This window comes from Cupriavidus sp. UBA2010 (genome assembly GCF_002335265.1).
Lineage (GTDB): Bacteria > Pseudomonadota > Gammaproteobacteria > Burkholderiales > Burkholderiaceae > Cupriavidus > Cupriavidus metallidurans.
The window spans coordinates 143,819-163,204 of sequence record NZ_DDCI01000020.1 but is presented as its reverse complement, the minus strand read 5'-3'; the positions used below and the strand labels follow the sequence as shown (position 1 = coordinate 163,204).

15 protein-coding genes are annotated in these 19,386 nt (G+C 66.7%); 3 read left to right on the top strand and 12 right to left on the bottom strand.

Annotated features, from left to right (window positions below; translation table 11 throughout):
- Nucleotides 1-43: 43 nt before the first annotated feature.
- Nucleotides 44-445, bottom strand: coding sequence for a hypothetical protein (locus B2246_RS15360; RefSeq protein WP_008647341.1), 402 nt, complete (start codon nt 443-445; stop codon nt 44-46).
- Between the two features lie 320 nt (nt 446-765).
- Nucleotides 766-1,770 (bottom strand): phosphotransferase enzyme family protein, encoded by a 1,005-nt coding sequence (locus B2246_RS15355; RefSeq protein ID WP_008647339.1) that lies wholly within the window; start codon nt 1,768-1,770, stop codon nt 766-768.
- A 288-nt stretch (nt 1,771-2,058) separates the two neighbouring features.
- On the opposite strand from B2246_RS15355, the gene B2246_RS15350 reads away from it, so the two are divergent.
- Entirely contained in the window at nt 2,059-3,384 is a 1,326-nt protein-coding gene (locus B2246_RS15350) for an SGNH/GDSL hydrolase family protein (RefSeq protein WP_008647337.1), read from the top strand.
- A gap of 130 nt (nt 3,385-3,514) precedes the next feature.
- Here B2246_RS15350 and B2246_RS15345 read toward each other — a convergent pair whose 3' ends face one another.
- The 7 genes from B2246_RS15345 to B2246_RS15315 all read right to left on the bottom strand — a co-directional run bounded on the left by B2246_RS15345 (nt 3,515) and on the right by B2246_RS15315 (nt 12,596).
- Nucleotides 3,515-4,339: an SDR family NAD(P)-dependent oxidoreductase gene (locus tag B2246_RS15345; RefSeq protein ID WP_008647335.1), complete on the bottom strand. Its 825-nt coding sequence runs from the start codon at nt 4,337-4,339 to the stop codon at nt 3,515-3,517.
- 42 nt (nt 4,340-4,381) lie between these two features.
- A complete protein-coding gene (locus B2246_RS15340) occupies nt 4,382-4,798 on the bottom strand; it encodes a MaoC family dehydratase (protein ID WP_286881963.1) in 417 nt (138 codons plus the stop codon).
- A 13-nt stretch (nt 4,799-4,811) separates the two neighbouring features.
- On the bottom strand, nt 4,812-5,252 hold the full coding sequence (locus B2246_RS15335; RefSeq protein ID WP_035883881.1) for a MaoC family dehydratase N-terminal domain-containing protein: 441 nt from the start codon (nt 5,250-5,252) through the stop codon (nt 4,812-4,814).
- 11 nt (nt 5,253-5,263) lie between these two features.
- Nucleotides 5,264-6,451: a lipid-transfer protein gene (locus B2246_RS15330; RefSeq protein ID WP_035883880.1), complete on the bottom strand. Its 1,188-nt coding sequence runs from the start codon at nt 6,449-6,451 to the stop codon at nt 5,264-5,266.
- Nucleotides 6,452-6,503: 52 nt separating this feature from the next.
- A complete protein-coding gene (locus B2246_RS15325; RefSeq protein WP_008647327.1) occupies nt 6,504-7,643 on the bottom strand; it encodes an acyl-CoA dehydrogenase family protein in 1,140 nt (379 codons plus the stop codon).
- Nucleotides 7,644-7,680: 37 nt separating this feature from the next.
- The gene (locus B2246_RS15320; RefSeq protein WP_008647325.1) at nt 7,681-9,576 is read right to left on the bottom strand and encodes a feruloyl-CoA synthase; all 1,896 of its coding nucleotides are present in this window, start codon (nt 9,574-9,576) and stop codon (nt 7,681-7,683) included.
- 188 nt (nt 9,577-9,764) lie between these two features.
- Nucleotides 9,765-12,596, bottom strand: coding sequence for a LuxR C-terminal-related transcriptional regulator (locus B2246_RS15315; RefSeq protein WP_286881964.1), 2,832 nt, complete (start codon nt 12,594-12,596; stop codon nt 9,765-9,767).
- Between the two features lie 261 nt (nt 12,597-12,857).
- On the opposite strand from B2246_RS15315, the gene B2246_RS15310 reads away from it, so the two are divergent.
- A complete protein-coding gene (locus B2246_RS15310; protein ID WP_286881965.1) occupies nt 12,858-15,431 on the top strand; it encodes a LuxR C-terminal-related transcriptional regulator in 2,574 nt (857 codons plus the stop codon).
- Between the two features lie 55 nt (nt 15,432-15,486).
- On the opposite strand, the gene B2246_RS15305 is transcribed toward B2246_RS15310, so the two are convergent.
- Together B2246_RS15305 and B2246_RS15300 are read right to left on the bottom strand one after the other, a co-directional pair.
- Nucleotides 15,487-15,918: a PaaI family thioesterase gene (locus tag B2246_RS15305; protein ID WP_008648730.1), complete on the bottom strand. Its 432-nt coding sequence runs from the start codon at nt 15,916-15,918 to the stop codon at nt 15,487-15,489.
- Nucleotides 15,915-17,081 (bottom strand): CaiB/BaiF CoA transferase family protein, encoded by a 1,167-nt coding sequence (locus B2246_RS15300; protein ID WP_286881966.1) that lies wholly within the window; start codon nt 17,079-17,081, stop codon nt 15,915-15,917. Before B2246_RS15300 ends, B2246_RS15305 begins: the two co-directional genes overlap by 4 nt.
- A 150-nt stretch (nt 17,082-17,231) precedes the next feature.
- Here B2246_RS15300 and B2246_RS15295 point away from each other — a divergent pair, with 150 nt between their 5' ends.
- Nucleotides 17,232-17,867, top strand: a complete 636-nt coding sequence (locus tag B2246_RS15295) for a hypothetical protein (RefSeq protein ID WP_035883875.1) — start codon at nt 17,232-17,234, stop codon at nt 17,865-17,867.
- A gap of 79 nt (nt 17,868-17,946) precedes the next feature.
- Here the strand turns inward: B2246_RS15295 and B2246_RS15290 are convergent, their stop codons facing one another.
- Complete coding sequence (locus B2246_RS15290) at nt 17,947-19,368, bottom strand: aldehyde dehydrogenase family protein (protein WP_186426696.1); 1,422 nt, start codon at nt 19,366-19,368, stop codon at nt 17,947-17,949.
- Between the last annotated feature and the right edge of the window lie 18 nt (nt 19,369-19,386).

Below are 19,386 nucleotides of genomic sequence, written 5' to 3'. Positions count from 1 at the left end.
CCGAGGTTTCGGGGGCGGAACGGATTTTGCGTTGCTTCGGAGGCTACGTACGGAAACAGCAGTGAAGAATGGCGTGCGGCGGAGGCGGGGCGCGTGGCTGGCTCTGCGCGCGCTCGGCAAGCCTTGGTGCGTCGTCCAGTACGGCGGGCTCGACGACGATGCTGACGAGGAACGGGATAAATGCCGGAATCTGCGGCGTGGCGTGGTCGGCGTGCTTCGCGTTGGCCTGGCAATGGCTCATGCAAAGCGCCTTCTGGCCGTCGTTCTGCGCGGCATCCTGCTCGGCCATGTCGGCGCAGGACATTGTCGCTTCCATCGACGGATGTTCATCCGTCGAGTTCATCCCCATCGTGCAGGCATAGGCTGCGGTCGCCAGTTGCACCGACAGGAACAAGATCAGAAGGAATCCGGCAATCCATGAATGCCGGCGGGCCAGATGACGCACGATCTACGAGGATGTCAAAACAGCGCCAAGCATAACGGCTTTTTCATTGAAAGCAATAGCGGGATTTGATTGGCATTCAGGATGCTTGAACGTTCCCACGGCAGGAACGTTCAAACGGCATGTGACTGGAGCATGTGTTGCATCAACGCTTGTGCCGGCAACTCGTGTAAAGGGCGGCCGCCGCGGCGTTTCGCCGCAGCGGGATCTCACGCCTCGCGGGCTGCGCATCACTCGAATGCTGTTGTCATGCCTGCATTCGCCGCGCGCAGGGCGACGTGGTCAAGGACTGAGGGGCAGTTGCACGGAGGGATCGCTCCCGGTCACTGCGGTACCTCCATTTCCTCCCACTCTGCCAGCAACTTCACGTACTTGAGCAAGCTGGCTTTCGGCAACGTCTGGGTTCCCCAGACATCGCTACGGCCCGCGTATTCGCCCATCAGCCAAAACTGCCGTACCGCGACAAAGAGCCCAATGGCGGCAAAGTCTGCTGGCCCGATTGGCCGAACGCTGCGATAGCCTGCGATGTAGTGCTCCCATCGTTCCCGGGACTGGGCATCCAGTCCCGCACCTTCCGTTCGCGGCAGCATGGCCCAGAGGCAGACCGCCAGTTCATAGGCAAGCCAGCCGGGTCCAGCGTCGTCGAAGTCGAAGAACGAGGCGATACGAGTGTCTGCGGGGCCATCGGTCACGAAGTTGTTGGCACCATGGCAGTCGCCGTGGCAGTACACGCGGGTCATGCCGGTGATTGCAGCGATGCGGTCGTCCAGTCTGCGGGCGATGGCGGAGAACGTCGCGCGTAGTGCATCGTCCAATGTCGGCGCGGAGCACAGGCGGTCCAGCGATGCGTGCAGCAATTGCGGAAGCTCCAGCGTGTAGCGGCTGGGTGGGCCATCGTAGCCATGAGCGGCGTCGTGCAGCAGTGCCAGGCCGCGTCCGGTTGCCTCGAAGTCGGGCAGTGAATCCGGCAGGTCTCCATCGAGATGTTCGAACAGCATCAGTGTGCGACTGCCTTCGGGCAGTGCCATTTCCGTCGCCACTTCACCGTTAGCGGTCGGCAGCGACGCGGCGACCTGCGCGCCGGCCGCCTTCAGGTGACCGAGCAGCGCGGCCTCATACATGCTGTTCGGTGCGCCGCGCGGGCGGTCCGCGCACAGTCGTGCCACAGCCCGTCGCCCATCGAGGAAGCGGAGGCCATAGACGTGATTGAACCCGCGTCGCAGCAACTCGCATTGCGTGACGTCGCCAAGCGCGTACGCCTGGCGGATTCTGTTTGCGATGGCATGACTGGTGGGGGTGGTTTGGGCGATGTCGGTGCCGCGGATCATGGCTGGAAGGTGTCTCCCGTTACGTCACGCCGGCCCCGTACCGGAATGACTGTCGTGAGAATAGCGCAGTGCCGCTGCCAGCCGCTGTTCCTCGGCACCGGATCGCAGAGGAGTCAATTACTGCGCTAACAGATTGTCGGGTGGAGATTCATGGGCCGAAAGTCTGAGTTCCGGATCCGATATCCGCGACAGAGGTAATTCAAAAGATGGATGCGAAATTAGGCCCTCTGGCGGAGTGCCGCCGTGCTCACTTCATGCAAATAATTAAAAAAAAGAAAGGAGAACGGGATGAAATCAAAACTTGCTGCTTTGTCGATGGCCCTGGCGGTCGGACTCGTATCTGGCTGCGGAGGTGGTGGTGGGGATGGAACAACGCAGGCGTCGGGCGGCAGCTCCGGCACCGCGAGCCCGGCAGCACCGGTCACCACGCCATCGACGCCGGTAACGCCACCGACCACTACCAATCCGCCGGCGACGGTGACGGAGTTGCAGACCACCAAGGCGCTGCTCAAATCGGCCCTGGCGGATGGCGGGGCGCCAACCACCATGACGTCGCCACCGATCATTACGGCTGGCACGGCCAACATGCCGTCGACGATCACGGATAGCACGCTGGTGCCACCAAACGATCCGTCGCTGCGATACATCGGCGCCATGGAAACGGCCGGCACCGCTTTCCCGGACAATCTGCTCGTCAAGAATACGGCAGTGAACTATGGCGGATTGGGCCGTGATTCCAACGTCTACTACATCGAGTTCGTCACCGATGCGCCAACGTTCGAGATCCTGGTGAAGGGCAACTACCAGATATCGGCGCACCGGATTCTGGTGGATGGGCAGTATGCCTCCACCACACCGGTTGCGTACCCGGACGACGGCAACCTGTACCTCACGCGCGTCGATTTCCAGGGGGTGAGGAAGTCCAGAAAGATCCGTATCGAGACGCCTAACATGCGATTTGGCGGACTGCGGATCGCCCCCGGGGATTCCGTCACGGCGCCACCGGTGGTGCCGAAGGTGCGGGCTGTGATACTGGGCGACTCCATCACGGAGGGGATGTCCGGACTAGGTTACAGCTTCGACAATTACGCGGCCAAGCTTGGCTATCTGGTGGGCTGGAACGACATGTATCAGTCCGGTGTAGGCGCCACCGGCTATCTGGCCGCGCCAGCGCCGAAACTCAAGTTCCGCGACCGTGTCGCCACCGATATCTATCCGTTCAAGCCGCACGTGGTCGTCATCGCCGGCGGGGTCAATGATGCCTGCTCACCGACGGACGAGTTCCAGGCGGAAGCCACCGCCCTGTTCGATGATGTGCAGAAGAACCTGCCCAACACCGTGGTGTTCGTTGTGGGGCCGTGGACGCCCGGTTGCGAGCTTCAGGCGCATCAGGACGCCATCAAGGCGGCCGTTGGCACCCGGCCCAACTTCTACTTCATCGACAACATGGCGGAGCAGTGGCAGACCGGCACGGGGACCGTTGCCAACCCGAAGGGGGATGGCAATAGCGATATCTACATGTCCGCCGATGGGGTGCATCCGACTCCCGCGGGCCATATCTACCTGGCGGGCAAGATGGCAGACGCGGTGAGGAAGGTGGTGGAGACGTTCTGACGTTTGTCACGCTCACGAAAAAAGCCCCGGCCGCAAACGAACGGCCGGGGCTTTTTCATTGGTGCCGACGCCTGCGCACGACGGTTAGTCATGACTGGTGCCGGCACGCTTCAGATCAACAGCGTGCCTATTACTGCAGGTTACCGGCCACGGCGATGGTCTGGCCCGTGATGTAGTTCGAATCCGGCGAGCAGAACAGGTAGACGCCGCCAGCGGCTTCTTCCGGCGTGCCGCCCCGGCCGAGCGGATTGCGCTGGGCGTGCGACTTGAGCATCTCCGGATTCAGACCAACGCGAATTTCGCGGCCTTCGATGTTCACGGTGGCGCCTGCATTCGCATCGGCCGAGGTCATACGCGTATGGATCAGGCCGAATGCCACGGCGTTCACGTTGACGTTGAAGCGGCCCCACTCGCGTGCCATAGCGCGCGTCATGCCAATCACGCCGGCCTTGGCGCCCGAGTAGTTGATCTGCCCGGCATTGCCGTTCAGCGCCGATGTCGACGAGATGTTGACGATCTTGCGATAGACCTCGCGGCCCGCTTCCTTGTCAGCGGCGTGCAGCGCCTTGAGGTGCGGATACGCGGCCCGCAGGATACGGAACGGGGCCGTCATGTGGCAGTCGAGAATCGCATACCACTGCTCGTCGCTCATCTTCTGCACCACGTCGTCCCAGGTGAACCCGGCATTGTTGACGATGATGTCGATGCCCTTGAACTCGGACATTGCCGTACCGATAAAGCGGTCGGCGAAGTCGGGCGCCGTCACGTTGCCTACGCAGGCCACCGCTTCCACGCCCATCTTGCGCAACGCTTCCACGGTGGCGTGGGCGGGCTCCGCGTCCAGATCATTGATGACCAGGCGAGCGCCTTCGCGCGCCAGGCGTTGTGCGATGGCGTTGCCGATGCCGCGGCCGGAACCGGTGACCAGTGCCACCTTGCCTTCGAGTGCTCCCATGTCTTGACTCCTTTGGTGATGATGAGTGGCTTGAACAGCTTGTTACAGGGCGACGACGGCGTCGCCCAGGATCCTCGTTTCGTCGTACTGGTTCGCGGTGCGCAGTTCGACCTTCACGCGGCGCTCGCCGTCGGCTTCGAACTTCTCGACCACGTGGCCCGTGCAGGTGATGCGATGGCCCAGATGGGTGATGCCGACGAAGCGCACGCCAAAATTGCGGATCTGGCGCTGGTCAACCCAAAGGGTCAGCAACCGGCCCAGGTACGCCATCGACAGCATCCCGTGTGCGAACACGTCCGGCATGCCTGCCATGCGGGCGTAGTCGATGTCGATATGGATCGCGTTGTGGTCGTTCGACGCGCCGGCGAACAACGCCAGCGTGGTGCGGTTGATCGGCTCCAGCGTCAGGGGCGGCAGCGTGTCGCCCACCTGGATCTGTTCAAAATTCGGAATACTCATGGAACCCCTCCGCTTATCCGTTGCGCTGTACCAGCACGCCGCGCAGGTCCGCCACGTGCTCGTTGTCCTGGTTGGTGACACGGGTCTCGCGCACCACGAAGTCCAGGGCGCCATTCCGCTTGTCGTAGATGTCGGTGATGGTGGTGCGGAAGTGCAGCACATCGCCGGCGTAGGCCATGCGGTGATACGTGAACGATTGCTCGCCGTGCAGGATGCGCTCGGTGCGAATGCCCAGTTCCTCGCGCCAGCCGCTCGGCGGGTTCACCAGTTCCAGCGAGAACAGGAACGTCGGCGGCAACGGCAGGCCGCGATGGCCGGCGTCGCGTGCGGCTGCCTCGTTCGTGTAGATCGCGCGCGTCTCGCCGGTGGCCTTGGCGAAGAAGCGCAACTGGCTCGCGGGCGCCGACGTGCGGAAGTCCGCGATGACCTTGCCGATATGCTTCTTGTCGATCATGGGGGGCTCCTTCAGTCGTGTTTCTGGTAGAGCGTCACCACGCAGGCGCCGCCCAGGCCAAGGTTGTGCGCGAGCGCGTTGCGTGCGCCGGCCACCTGGCGCTGATCGGCATTGCCGCGCAGCTGCTGGACCATCTCGTAGCATTGCGCCAGACCCGTGGCGCCAAGCGGATGGCCCTTGGAGAGCAGGCCGCCGGACGGGTTGACCACCCACTTGCCGCCGTAGGTGTTGTCGCCGTCATTGACCAGCTTCTCAGCGCCGCCTTCGTCGCACAGGCCGAGACCTTCGTAGGTCAGCAGTTCGTTCTGCGCAAAGCAGTCGTGCAGCTCGATCACGTCGACGTCCTGCGGACCGATGCCGGCTTGCTCGTAGACCTGGCGCGCGCCTTCACGCGTCATGTCGAAGCCCACCAGACGGATCATGTCGCTCTCGAAGCTGCTGGCGCGATCGGTCGTCAGCGACTGGGCGGCGATCAGCACATCAGTGCGCAGCCCATGCTTGCGGGCGAAGTCTTCCGATACGACGATGGCAGCGGCCGCGCCACAGGTCGGCGGACAGGCCATCAGGCGAGTCAGCACGCCATCCCAAAGCATCGGGGCGTTCATCACGTCTTCGGTGCTGACCACAGTGCGGAATACCGCCAGCGGGTTGTTCGCGGCATGGCGGCTGGCCTTGGCGCGGATCTTCGCGAACGTTTCCAGTTTGGTGCCGTACTTGCGCATGTGCGTCTGGCCGGCGCCGGCGAACTGGCGGATGGCATTGCTCATGCCTTCGGTCTTGCCGACCAGCTTGTCGGTCAGATTGAGCGCGCGCTCGAGCGCGCTGGCTCGGTCGGTCCAGACCGACTTCAGCGCGCCGGGGCCCATGTACTCGAAGCCGAGCGCCAGCGCGCATTCCACGGCACCGCTTGCCACGGCCTGGCGGGCCAGGAACAGTGCCGACGAACCCGTGGCGCAGTTGTTATTGACGTTGATCACCGGAATACCGCTCATGCCAACGTCGTAAAGCGCCTTCTGGCCGCAGGTGGAATCGCCGTAGACGTAGCCGACGTAGGCCTGCTGCACGAGGTTGTAGTCGACGCCGGCATCGGCCAGCGCCTGGCGCGTGGCGGTGGCGCCCATCACGTCATAGGTGTCGCTGGTGCCCGGCTTCTTGAACGGGATCATGCCGGCGCCGGCAACAAAAACCTTGCGAGTCATGGAGAGTCTCCTGTCAGGTGTATGGCTTTAGGGTTGTCTTGGGGGGAGGGGTTCAGAGCTTGCGGGAGATGAGGTCGCGCATCACTTCGCTGGTGCCGCCGTAGATGCGGGTGACACGCGAATCGGCGAACGCGCGCGCCACCGGGTACTCGAGCATGTAGCCGTAGCCGCCGTGCAGCTGCACCATTTCGTCGAGCGCCTTGCCCAGCGCTTCGGTTGCGTAGAGCTTCGCAATGGCGGCTTCTTCAAGGGAGAGGCGGCGGCGGATATGCTCGCTGAGGTAGTAATCCACCATCACGCGCACGGCAACGGCCTGTGCCTTGATGTCGGCGAGCTTGAACTTGGTGTTCTGGAAATCCCACACGGTCTGGTTGAAGGCCTTGCGCTCCTTCACGTAGGCGATCGTGTGTTCGAGGCACGCCTCGAGCTTGGCGGCGGCGCTGACGGCGATCGACAGACGTTCCTGCGGCAGTTCGCCCATCAGATAGGCGAAGCCCTTGCCTTCCTCGCCCAGCAGGTTCGCCACCGGCACGCGCACGTTGTCGAAGAACAGCTCGGCCGTATCCTGGGCGTGCTGGCCCACTTTCTCCAGCTTGCGGCCACGGCGGAAACCCTCTCGGTCGGCTTCCACCATGATCAGGCTCACGCCGCGCGAGCCGGCCGCCGGATCGGTCTTGCAGACCATGATGATCAGGTCGCAGGTCAGGCCGTTCGAGATGAAGGTCTTGCTGCCGTTGATCACGTACTCGTCGCCGTCGCGAATGGCCGTGGTGCGTACGGCCTTCAGATCGCTGCCGGTGCCCGGTTCGGTCATGCCGATGGCGAGAATGGCCTCGCCCGAGCACACCTTGGGCAGCCAGCGTTGCTTCTGCTCTTCGTTGGCGATGCGTGCGATGTACGGGGCGATGATGTCCGAATGCACGCCGAAGCCCAGGCCGCTGACACCGACGCGCGCCAGTTCTTCATTGAACACAGCCGAGTGGCCGAAGTCACCGCCACCACCACCGTACTCCGTGGGCAGCGTCACGCACAGCAGACCTTCGCGACCGGCCTTGAGCCAGGTTTCGCGATCCACCTTGCCAGCCTTGTCCCAGGCGGCCTGCTTGGGCAGGCACTCGCGCTCCAGGAAGCGGCGGGCGGTTTCGCGGAACATCTCGTGATCTTCACGGTAAACGTTACGTTGGACTTGCATGACAGTCTCCTCTTGAGTTGTTGTCGTGTGTGCGGACTTACCGCGCGCAGGCAATGTGGCTTTCGGGTTCGGGATGGAACAGGGCTTCGACCAGATGGGCGCGGCGCGCCCGCGTGGCGGCCTGATTCACGTAGCCCTTGTCGGCGATTTCGTTCGCGTCCATCGACGGTGGTTCCGCCATCAGCATCACGCGACGCACGGACAAACTTGCGCCGTTGCCGCCCGCCGGTGCTTGCAGCCGCGCGCGAATGGCCTCGACGACGACGGGGTGCCGGACCAGCGCTTCGGCATCGAGCGCCGCCAGTTCGGGCGCAAGGCTCCGGCAGGCTGCGACATTGGGCCAGGCCAGCGCCGCCAGGTAGTCGTGGTCGTGGCCGCAGATCACCGCGTCGTTGAGCAGCGGCGCGCATCGTTCGACCAGCGTAAGGCGCACCGCGCCGGTACGGACCCAGGTGCCGTTGGTAAGCTTGAAGTCCTCGGCCACACGGCCGGCGAACGACAGGCCGCGTGCGGGATCGGATGGGTCCTGCAGGCGCACCGCGTCTCCCATCTTGAAGAAGCCCTCTTCATCGAACGCGGCAGCAGTCAAGTCGGGGCGCTGCACGTAACCCTTGAACACGCTGGGGCCTTTGATGCGGATCTCGTAGCGGCCATCGCCGCCTTCGAGCGGGACGAGCTTCGCGGAAACGCCGGGCATGGGCACACCGATGTTCCCTGTGGTCTCGCTCGGCCACGTGCAGTAGAGGCCCACACCGCTCGACTCGGTGCAAGCGAGGCCCGAGCAGAACGCCACGCGCTCGCCGATCGTGCGTTCGGACAGCGCGTGGATGCGGTCCCAGACATCGCGCGGCAGGCTGGCGCCGCCGTAGGAGAAGTTCACCGCCTCGGAAAACAGGTTGCGCGCGACTTCCGGATCGCGCTCGGCCGCAGTCACCAACATCGTCCAGGCGGCTGGCACGGCGGTGAACACGGTCGAAGCGACATCGCGCATATTGCGCACGGTGCGCTCGAACTGACCCGGCAGCGGGCGTCCATCGTCGATATAGTGGCTGCCGCCCAGCGTGACCACGCGCGTCATGTTCAGCACGCCACCCAGGCCGTGGTGCCATGGCAGCCAGTCGAGGTAGCGGGACGGGCGTTCCAGCAGCGGCCGATAGCTCTCCAGGTAGTAAGCGGCCACGGCGCGGAGATTGCCGTGTGACAGCGCCACGCCCTTGGGCACACCGGTGGATCCGGACGTGAACAGCACGCGGCCCAGGTCGTCTTCGCGGATGGCATCGTGCGCGGCCTGCACCGCCGCGCGGCGTGCAGGCGTCACGGTGGTGGCGACCAGCGAGGCCCAGTCGTGCTGGCCGTCGCGCGCGCCGTGTACCGCGATGACGGGCACATTGGGCTTGCCGATGACGTCGAGGGCGCGGGCGAAGGCGGCGGCATCCTGCGCGAAGATCGCACCCGGTGGCACCAGGCTTACCACGTCGCGGAGTCGCGCGAAATCCTTGCTCACCAGCGAATAAGCGGGCGATACCGGCGCCATGGGCACGCCGACGTGCTCGGCTGCCAGGGCCAGTACGGCGTGTTCGATCGAGTTGCCGGAGAGGATCAGCAGCGGACGGTCGGCGCCCAGGCCCATCTCGAGCAGGGCGGCGCCCACGGCCTGGATCTGCTGCCACATCTCGGCCCAGGTGATCATGCGCCACGGGGCGTCCGGACTGGTCGATTCGCGCTCGGCGAACGCGCAGGTGTCGCCGCGTTGAACCGCCCAGTGGGCGGCAAACTCGCCGAGTCCGCGCTGTGCGGGGTCGGCCGGCGGGGTGGCGCAGCGCAGGAGGATGGTGCCGTCGGCGCGCTGTTCGACGAGCGTAGGGCGCGGCGGGAATACCGTTGGCCGGAACTTGGGCACGGTGTCGCTGCGGACAGCGGACGTAGCGGTCATGGAACGCGTCTCCTCGGTCAGCGGCACACGGGTGCCGCAGGGCGTTTGTCGCCTGCCGATCCAGCGGGATCGGACGTGCGATCGAATGACGCTAAGTTACGCCGGGGGAGGGGGCGGCCACTACCACCCATGTCAGGTGGCGCGGCCGCTTGTAGTGGTCAACTCTTGCGAGGGAGCGAGCGCCGGGATCAGCTCGGGCGGGAGAGGTCGCGCACACGCGCGACCGCTTCGTCGCGCGATGTTACGCCAAGCTTGCGGAAGATGTTGCGGAGGTGCCACTTCACGGTCTCGGGCGAGAGGCCGAGCGTGCGGGCGATCTTCTTGTTGGGCAGGGCCTGTCCGAGCAATTCGACCACATCGGCTTCGCGTTCGCTCAGTGGCTCTGCAAGCGTGCGCAGCGTGGCTGGCGCCGCAGCGCCGGCTGATGCCACCGGGTTGGCAGCACCGGTCGCGCGCAGGCGGCTGATGTAGAACGCGAGCAGCGGATCGGGCGCTTCACCGGGCTGCTGCGCTAGTGCAGCAATCTCGTCGAACGCGCCCGGGTCGACATCGAGCAGGCTGCGCACCAGGCCGAGCCGGTGGCTCGCGCGCAACGCAGCCAGCACGCGCTCGCGCACGGACGCAGCGTTGCCGAGTCGATGGTCGGCCAGTGCCGCCATCCACTGTATTTGCGCGAGATGGCGTTGCCATCCGCGTCGTTGACACTGGTCGATCAGCGGGCCGACGGCAGCGGCCGCCTTCGCGGGATCACCGTCCAGCAGGTATCCCATGACGCGCGCGCGGCCTGCCACCAGAAGGATCTCGTCCACGGTGCCAGGGCCCGCGCCGCGGTGGCGTTCGGCGATGGCCTCGAGCCGCGACCGGCAGGCATCCGCTGCGGCACGGTCGCCGGCTCGCCGATGCAGCCGGACCTGGCCGGCAAGGCTGTGCGCGAGCAAACGATCGAGCTTGCGTCGCGCGGCATGTTCTTCCAGCCGTTCGAGGTAGGCAAAGGCATCCAGATGGTGACCACGGACGGCATGGCACTTCGCGAGCGTCATGATGACGCGCAAAACCGAATCGGGAATCGAGATGCGCTCCAGCACGTCCACCCGGGGTTCCAGCATGGCCAGCGCGGCTTCGATCTGGTTTTGCTCGTAGAGCACCTCGCCAAGCATGGCTGCCGCAAAGTACTCGGGCTCGGTCCCGAATGCGCCGACCTGTTCGGTTTCGCGTAGCACGTCACGGCAAATGCGCTCCACCTGCGTGATCTTGCCTTCGATCGCGTAGCTGAAGGCGGCCATGCATCGGCCGTTGAGCATGCCGGCCGCGCTGCCGAGCAGCGGCGCGCCCTCGACGATCAGTGGCGCGTTGTCAGACTGGATGGCGCGGGCGCGCTCGTAGTTGCCCTGATGCATGTAGAGCCACGTCAACAGGTTGTTACGCGCGCCCACCAGCAAGCCGCCGACGTCGCCCGGCATGGATTCGAGCAGCGGCTGCAGCCGCTGCGCACTCTCGGCGTCGTCGGTCAGCACCATCCGCATCATCTGGAGTTGCCTGAGGCGCTGGCGCAGCTCCCCTTCGGCTGGCAGTTCGCCATCGAGCGCGTCGAGCTCGGCCCGCGCGGCATCGACTTCGTGCGCATAGAGTTGCATCTGCACCGTGAGCAGGCGCAACGCCAGCCGGGCACGGACCTCGGGTTTGGGAAGCTGCTGCAGCAGACCCGCCACCTTACGCACCTCGCCACGTCCGATCAGGGTCGATGCGTAGCGTTCGACCAGATCGGCGGCGGTACCGGATTCGCCGGCCAGCACCGCGTGCCTGACCGCTTCGACGAGCAGCCGGTGATCGCGGAACCACTGCCAGGCCGCCATATGGACCTGATGCCGCACCGATTCGCTGCGCTGGCGGAACCGCTCCGCCAGCGTTTCGCGCAGGAGCGGATGCAGCCGGTACCACGGTGCCCGGTCGGGCCCCTGTACCGGTTCGATAAACAGGTTCTCGTTGTCGAGCCGCGCCAGCAGCGCCGAAACCACGGGTTCCGAATCGGCGCGCCCCCCGGTCAGGGCGACACATAGCGATGCGCAGAAGCGCTCGCAGGCGGCCGCGTGCACCAGCAACTCGGCTTCGTCCGGGGCCAGGCGTGACAGCACCTCGCGCTCGAAATAGGCCGAGAAGGCGCCCGCATTCAGCACATTGGCCCGCACGAAGTCGTTGGCGAACGACAGGCTGTTGGCGTCCTGCTTCTTGCGCTTCCAGTGCGTGGCGAACAGTTGCAGGCCGGCCACCCATCCGTCGGTCAGCTCGTGTAGTACCCGCGCATCGCGCGCGTCAATCCCGGTCAACTGCGTGGCCAGAAAGCGCCGCGATTCGTCGGCGGTCAGCCGCAGGTCGCGCTGGTCGAGTTCAAGCACGAGGTCCTGGTCGCGCAGGCGTCCCAGCGAGAGCGGCACCTGGCTGCGCGAGGCCAGCACCACGTGCAGGTTTGGCGGCGCGTAGTCCAGCAGCCACTGCATGGCTTCCAGCACGCGGGGGTTGGTCAGGCGATGCAGTTCGTCGATCACCAGCACGATCTCGCGCGGGCACGCCGCGATGCCGCCCACCAGCGCGATCACGGTGCGCTCGATGGCCTCGCTTTCCAAGTCGCCCAGACCGCCGAGCAGGGCGGCCTCGCGCGTGATGGCGGGGCTGACCTGCGCCAGGCTCGACAGCACGTGGTCGAGCCAGTGGGTCATGTCGTTGTCGTCGTCGGCCAGCGTCACCCAGGCCATGTCGAAGCCCAGGGCGCGCAGGTCTAGCCGCCAGGCCACCAGCACGGCCGTTTTGCCGAAGCCGGCGGGTCCCTGGATCACGATGCAGCGGCGGCGGCGAGCCTCGGTGAGCTGGGCAAGCAGCCGTTCGCGCGCCACCACGCGCGCCGTGCCGCGCGGATGCGCGCGCGCAGCCGATAGCGGCGAAACGTCAGGAGAAACGTCGGGAGAGATATCCGCGAAGACGTCGGTCGATGCGGATTCAGCCGGCGCGGGAAAAGGCTGGGACATGGGTTTGACCAGCGCCGGATGCGGCGGCGCGCAGGAGGGGCAAGGCCCGATGCCAAGCGATTCTACTCGCCCCCCCGGTGGCGCGGGACGACCAAAAGCGCACGACCGTGCGCTTTGCGTCGTTCCCACCCGCTTCAGGTGGGCCAGGGTGGCTGTCGGCCGCAACGCGCGCGTGCGGGCATATCCTGCTGGTCATACGGTCTGCGAGCGGTCTGCGAGTGTGGGCCGGCAGGTACGGAGCGGATGTCCATGGATTGCAGTGTGCCTTCCCACAAGCTCATGCCGCCAAGGCTGGGCGGCGGCATCGCCATGCGCGATGCGCTGCTGGCGCGGCTGCATGAGGCGCGCCATGCGGCGCTGGTGGTGCTGGCCGCCAGCCCGGGGTATGGCAAGACCACGCTGTTGGCGCAGTGGCGCCAGCAACTCGTGGGGGCGCGCGCGCGCGTGGGCTGGCTCTCGCTCGGCCCGGAGCTTGACGCGCCGGCCCGGCTTTGCGCGGCCATCGAGGCAAGCGTGGCCAGCGTGGCCAGCGTGGCCAGTGTTATACAGGGCGACGTGTCGCCATCACCCCGGCACGACTCGACCGAAGCCCTGATCGCGGCGCTGGCCGCCGTGCCCGACGAACTCTATCTGATGCTCGATGGCGCGGAGTACCTGCGCGACACGGGCGCATGGGCCGTGTTGCAGGCCTTGATCGACGCGCGCCTGCCGCGCCTGCATCTGGCGCTGGCCACGCGCTGCCGTCCGGCCCTGCGTCTTGGCCAGCTTGGGGCGGAGGGCGTGGTGGTCGAACTCGACGACGAATCGCTGGCCTTTACCCTGGCCGAAACCCGCGCGTGCCTGCCGCCCGAATCGGGCCAAGCCGCGAGCGTGCGGTTGCTGGAGGCTACGCGCGGCTGGCCGGCGGGTGTGCGAATGCTGGCTGGGGGGCGCGCGGCGGACGAATCGCGCGCGGCGCTCGACGCGTACTGGACCGAAGTGGTCGCGCCAGGGCTGAGCGCGGGACAGGCGCGGCTATTGCGCTGGCTCGCATGGCTCGACCGCTGGACGCCGGAACTTGCCGCCGATGTCACGGGTGTGCCGCGCGCCGCCGAATGCGCGCGGAGTTTGGTCGGGCAGGGCATCTTCATCGGCCCAGCCCGGGCGCACGCTGGCTGGCATACGCTCCATCCGCTGTTTGCCGACTGGCTGCGGCGGTCGATGCCGCTCGCCGGTGCCGACCGGCTGGCGCTGCACCGGCGAGCCGTCGCCGCATGGGTGCGGGTGGGTAGCAGCGGCGAGGCGCTGGACCACGCCATGCGTGCCGACGATGCCGGGCTCGTGGCGCACGTCGTGCGCGAAGCCATGCCGGCGATGCCGGCGCTGAGTCAACTTCGCGCGTTACCGGTCTGGATCGATCAGGCTGGCATCGAACGTGTGGTCGACGAGCCCGCCATGCTGCTGGCGGCGGCCTGGGCTTGCACCGTTGCGGCACGCCTGGACGATGCGGAGCGCTGGTTGGCCATGCTCGCCGGGCGCGACGATGTTGCCGCGCAGGTCGTGCTGATCCGCGCGAGCATCGCATTCCAGAAGGATGACCCTGCCGCCATGGATGTGTGGCTGGCCCGGCTCGGAGGCCATGCACTGCCGCATCCGTCGCTGGAGCACATTCGCGCCGCGCTGGCGGTGCGATGCGGGGCCATGCTGCATCGGCCCGAGTTCCCGTCGGTGCCAAGGCTGGAAGCGGCACCTCCTGATGAACTGGTGGCGATGGCGCATGGCGCGGCCGCGCTGACCATGCTGATGCGCGGGGATGCGCGCAGGGCTCAGGCTATCGGGATGCCGGCGGCACGCATGGCGCAGCAGATTCACGGCAGGCGTTCGGTGAGCGCTTGCGTATGCGCGGTGCCGGTCGCGGCCGCCCTGCTCGAACAGGATCGCGCCGAAGAAGCTGCCGAGATGCTGGCCTGCTGGCTCGACCTGGCCCATCACTCCTCGCCGGACGTGATGATCGTGGCCACGCTGTGCCAGGCGCGGCTGCAGTGGCTGGCCGGTGACCAGCATGGCGCACGCGCGACCCTGATAGAAGCGCAGGCCCGAGCGGCGGGGCGGGGGCTGATACGGGTGCAGGTGCGTTTGCTGGCGCAGCGGGTGTTATTCGCCATTCAGGCCGGGGACTTGCGGCATGCTGGCCTGCTGCAGGACGAGCTCGAGGCGCTGGCCGCCACGCTGGATGCATCGGACATGCGCGCCCGGGAGGTTGGCACGATCGCGGCGTTGTCGCGCGTGCGCGTGGCGCTGAGTGCCGGCAATCCGGTCGGGGCGCTGGCCGCGCTGGAGCCGGTTCGCTCCGACAACGCCGGCGCGCTGGTCCTGATCGATCTGCTGTTCGCGCGTGTGAATGCCGCCCTGGACCGACCACACCTCGTGGTTCGCCATCTTGAATCGGCGCTGGCGGCGGGGCTGCGGCTTGGCCTGTTGCGCATGTTGCGCGACGAGCCGGGCATTCCGGCGCTGCTCGACTGCGTGCAGCCATCGGGCGACGCGGTGCGCGACAACTGGCTGGGCCGTGTGCGCGCCGCGAAAGATCAGCTCCAGCAGCCCGCCACGTGCCTGCCAATGGTTCGGCGGCGCAGGCGTGACGGCGATCCGGAGCATCTGACCCCGCGCGAGCGCGATATCGTCGCGCTGCTCGAGCAGTCGATGTCGAACAAGCGCATCGCGCTGGTATTGAACCTGAGTGTCGATACGGTCAAGTGGAACCTGCGCCAGATCTACGCCAAGCTGGGCGTCTCCACGCGCTACGAAGTCATACTGGCCGTGCGCAACCGGGCGCTGCGCACGGGTACCGCCTGACGATGGAAGGCCGTGACGGCCGGGTCCAGACTGGAGCGGACCAGACCGGGCTGGACTAAGCAGCGACTACAGAGAACACCGCTGTCGTCTGCAGCACCATCCGGTCCCCCACATACACATCGCAACTGCCATTCACGAGCCGCTTGCCGATCTTGTGCAGCGTGACGCGTGCCTCCACGAAGTCGCCCTCGCGCACGGCGCCAAGGTAGCTGACGCTCAGTTGCGCCGTGCGGGGGATCAGTTCGGGGTTGGTGCGCCGCAGGACCACGCCGTACGCGGAATCGGCGAGCGTGGCCAGAAAGCCGCCGTGGACGATGTCCTGCGCGTTCAGGTGGGCAGTCGTGATGCGCGTGGCCAGGATTGGCTCGCTCTCGTGGACATAGAACTCGCCGCAGGTCGTCATAAAGCCCGGGCTGGACCGCACGCGTCTGAAGCCGTGCGGCGTGTCCGAGGTGGCTGGCAACAGGACCAGCATCGGCGCGCTCATGGCTGCTCCTCGGCAAAGCCGAGGCCCTGCGCGCGCAACTGGGCAATCGCGGCGTCGTCGAACCCCCATTCGCGCAGCGCGGCGCCGCCATGCTGGCCACGTGCCGGGGCTGCGCGGCGGACTTCGGACGGGGTGCCGAGAAAACGCGGCGCCGGGCCGGGCTGCACCACGCCGTCCACTTCGATGAAGCTGCCGCGCGCGCGGTGCTGCGGGTGGTCCGGCGCTTCGGAAAAGCCCAGCACCGGGGCCACGCATGCATCGCTGCCGTCGAAGATCGCGCACCATTCATCGCGCGTGCGGGTCAGGAATACTTCGGTGAAGCGGCGGCGCAGGATGGGCCAGCCGGCGCGGTCGTGCTGGCCGGGCAGGGTCTCGCCGGCCAGGCCAAGCTTCTCGATCAGTTCCGCGTAGAAGCGCGACTCCACGGCGCCCACCGACATGTACTGGCCATCCTGGGTGCAATAGCTGTCGTACCAGGGAGTGCCGCCATCGAGGAAGTTGCTGCCACGCGACTCGCGCCAGTTGCCCGAGGCAATCAGGCCCCAGATCACCGCGCCGAGCTGCGCGGCGCCTTCGATCATCGCCGCATCCACCACCTGGCCCTTGCCGCCGCGATGCACGTTGAGCAAGGCGGATACCACGCCAAGCGCCAGCAACATGCCGCCGCCACCGTAGTCGCCCACCAGGTTCAGCGGCGGAACCGGGGCCTCGCCGGCACGGCCGATGCCCGACAGCACGCCCGACAGCGCAACGTAGTTGAGGTCGTGTCCCGCGCGTTCGGCCAGCGGACCGGTCTGGCCCCAGCCGGTCATGCGGCCGTAGATCAGGCGTGGATTGCGCGCCAGTGCGATGGCGGGGCCCAGCCCAAGGCGCTCCATGGTGCCGGGGCGGAATCCCTCGATGACCACATCGGCCTTGGCGATCAGTTCCAGCGCGGCCTGCTGGCCTTCCGGCTGCTTGAGGTCGATGGTGACCGAGCGGCGGCCGCGCCCCGTGACGTCGATGCGCTTGCCGGGGCCGCGCTTCGGGCCCAGGTCCGTGGGGGCCACGGGCCGGTCGATGCGGAGCACGTCGGCGCCCATGTCGGCCAGAAGCATGGCGCCGAACGGCCCGGGGCCGATGGCTTCGAATTCGATGACGCGGATACCGCTGAGGACGCCCATGGTTGTCTCCCGAAGTTGGTTTTGTCTGCCTGCCAGTAGACCAAAATCCGGCATGGGGCGAAGCCACCCGTATCAGGTTGGACGTGTCGGGTTTGCGCGGTGGCGGCGAATCGCGTTCCTATAATCGGCTGACTATATCGAGGAGACATCATGCCCGGCGCGCAGCGTATTGCCCAAACCACCCCCGACGCCGGCGATCTTCGCCGCGAGGTACGCGCCCTGACGCAACGCGCGCATCGCATGGCCCTGGCGCAGGCAAGTGCCACGGAAGCCTACGAGGACCGACTGGCTGCACTGTTCGACGCATGGATGGCAACCGGCGATGGGCGGCAGCGCGTGGTCTGCTTTGCCACGGCGGCGCAGTTCGGTCTGGATGTGAGGCGGTACGCCGAGTCATGTCGTCAGGCCGCCACCTGCGACGGTGGCGAGGCCGTGCGGATGCTTTACCTGGCCGCCGCGCGCCGATTGCGTAGCCGCTGGGGCGAGGCCGCGCGCCGGCTCGATATCGGCGATGCCACGGTGGCCGCCGCGCGCGTCCGCGCCATGCCGGCCACAGGCGAATCGCCGCTGTGTACGCACTGCGAGCGGCTACGTCACGACAGCCGTCGCGCGGGCGGCCACGGGGCGTTGCGTCCCGCGGGCGATCTGCAGTGGCGCAGCCTGGGCGGTAGCGCCATGTGCGAAACGCGCGCGCATCAGTGCATGTTGTGCCGGACGGACTGGATGCGGCATCGCACTGGCGCGGACCCGTTCGTGGGATGGACGATCAGCCGGCGTCCTCGATGACCCAGGAACGAAAAAGGGAGCGGCGCCGTCGCTCCCTTTCCGTTTTCTTCCTTATCGATTTCTTCCTTGTCGGGTACGGTCAGACCGTCACGGCCTTGACTTCGAGATACTCGGCCAGCCCGTGCGCCCCGTTCTCACGGCCATTGCCGGATGCGCGGTACCCACCGAACGGCATCGACAGGTCGACCTGGCCGCCGTTGATGCGGACCGAACCTGCACGCAGACGCGCCGCTACGCGCCGCGCGCGGGCAGGGTCGCCCGATGCCACATACGCGGCGAGCCCGTATGGCGTGTCATTGGCGATGTCGATCCCCTGTGCTTCGTCGTCGTACGGAATCATGACCAGCACCGGTCCGAAGATCTCCTCGCGCGCAATCGTCATGCTGTTGTCGACGTCGGCGAAGATGGTCGGCCGCGCATAGAAACCACGGGTCAACCCGTCCGGCCGGCCCGGTCCACCCGCCACGACCCGGGCGCCTTCCTCGATGCCGGTGCCGATCATGCGCTGGACCTTTTCGTACTGCGCCTTGTTGGAGATGGGGCCGATACGCGTGCCCGGCTCGGCGGGGTCGCCCACCTGCAATGCATTGCAGGTGGCGGCCGCCACGCGCACGGCTTCGTCATAGCGATCGCGCGGCACCAGCATCCGGGTGGGCGCGATGCAGGTCTGCCCGGAGTTCAGCATCACGTGCCCCACGCCCTGGGCAACGGCGGCCTGCAGGTCGGCGTCGTCCAGAATCAGCAGCGGCGACTTGCCGCCAAGCTCCTGGTGCACGCGCTTGACCGTGGCGGCTGCGGCCTGCGCCACGGCAATGCCCGCGCGGGTGGAGCCAGTGATCGAGATCACATCCACGTCGGGGTGGGCGGCAAGCCGCGCGCCCACTTCCTGACCATCGCCGAACACCATGTTGAATACGCCGGCAGGGGTGCCTGCCTCGTGCATCACCTCGGCGAACAGGGCCGCGTCGAGCGGCGCGATTTCCGATGGCTTGAGGACGATGGTGCAGCCGGCGGCCAGCGCGGCGGCCACCTTGGCGCAGATCAGGCTCAGTGGCCAGTTCCAGGCCGTGATCAGCGCGGCCACACCGATCGGTTCATGGCGCACGTAGTTGTTGCCGTGGGCGGTTTCGAACTGGAAGGCGCGCAGCGTTTCGGTGGCGGCGCCCAGATGGGCGAGTCCGATCGGGGCCTGCAGCGTATTACAGAGGCTGACCGGCGCGCCGATTTCGGTACGCACTGCCTCTGCGAAATCGCCCAAGCGTGCCTTGTACAACGCGGTGATCCGTTCCAGTAACGCCAGACGTTCTTCACGGCTGGTCTCGGACCATGCGGGGAACGCGGCACGCGCCGCGGCCACGGCGCGGTCGACATCCTCCGCGCTGCCAAGCGTGACGTGACCGGCAACCTCTTCCGTGGCCGGATTGACGATGGGCATGCTGCGGGCTGCGGCGGCTGGCGGAACCCATTGGCCGTCGATGTAGAACCTGTCGAGTGTCTTCATGCATGTCTCCTTGTCGTT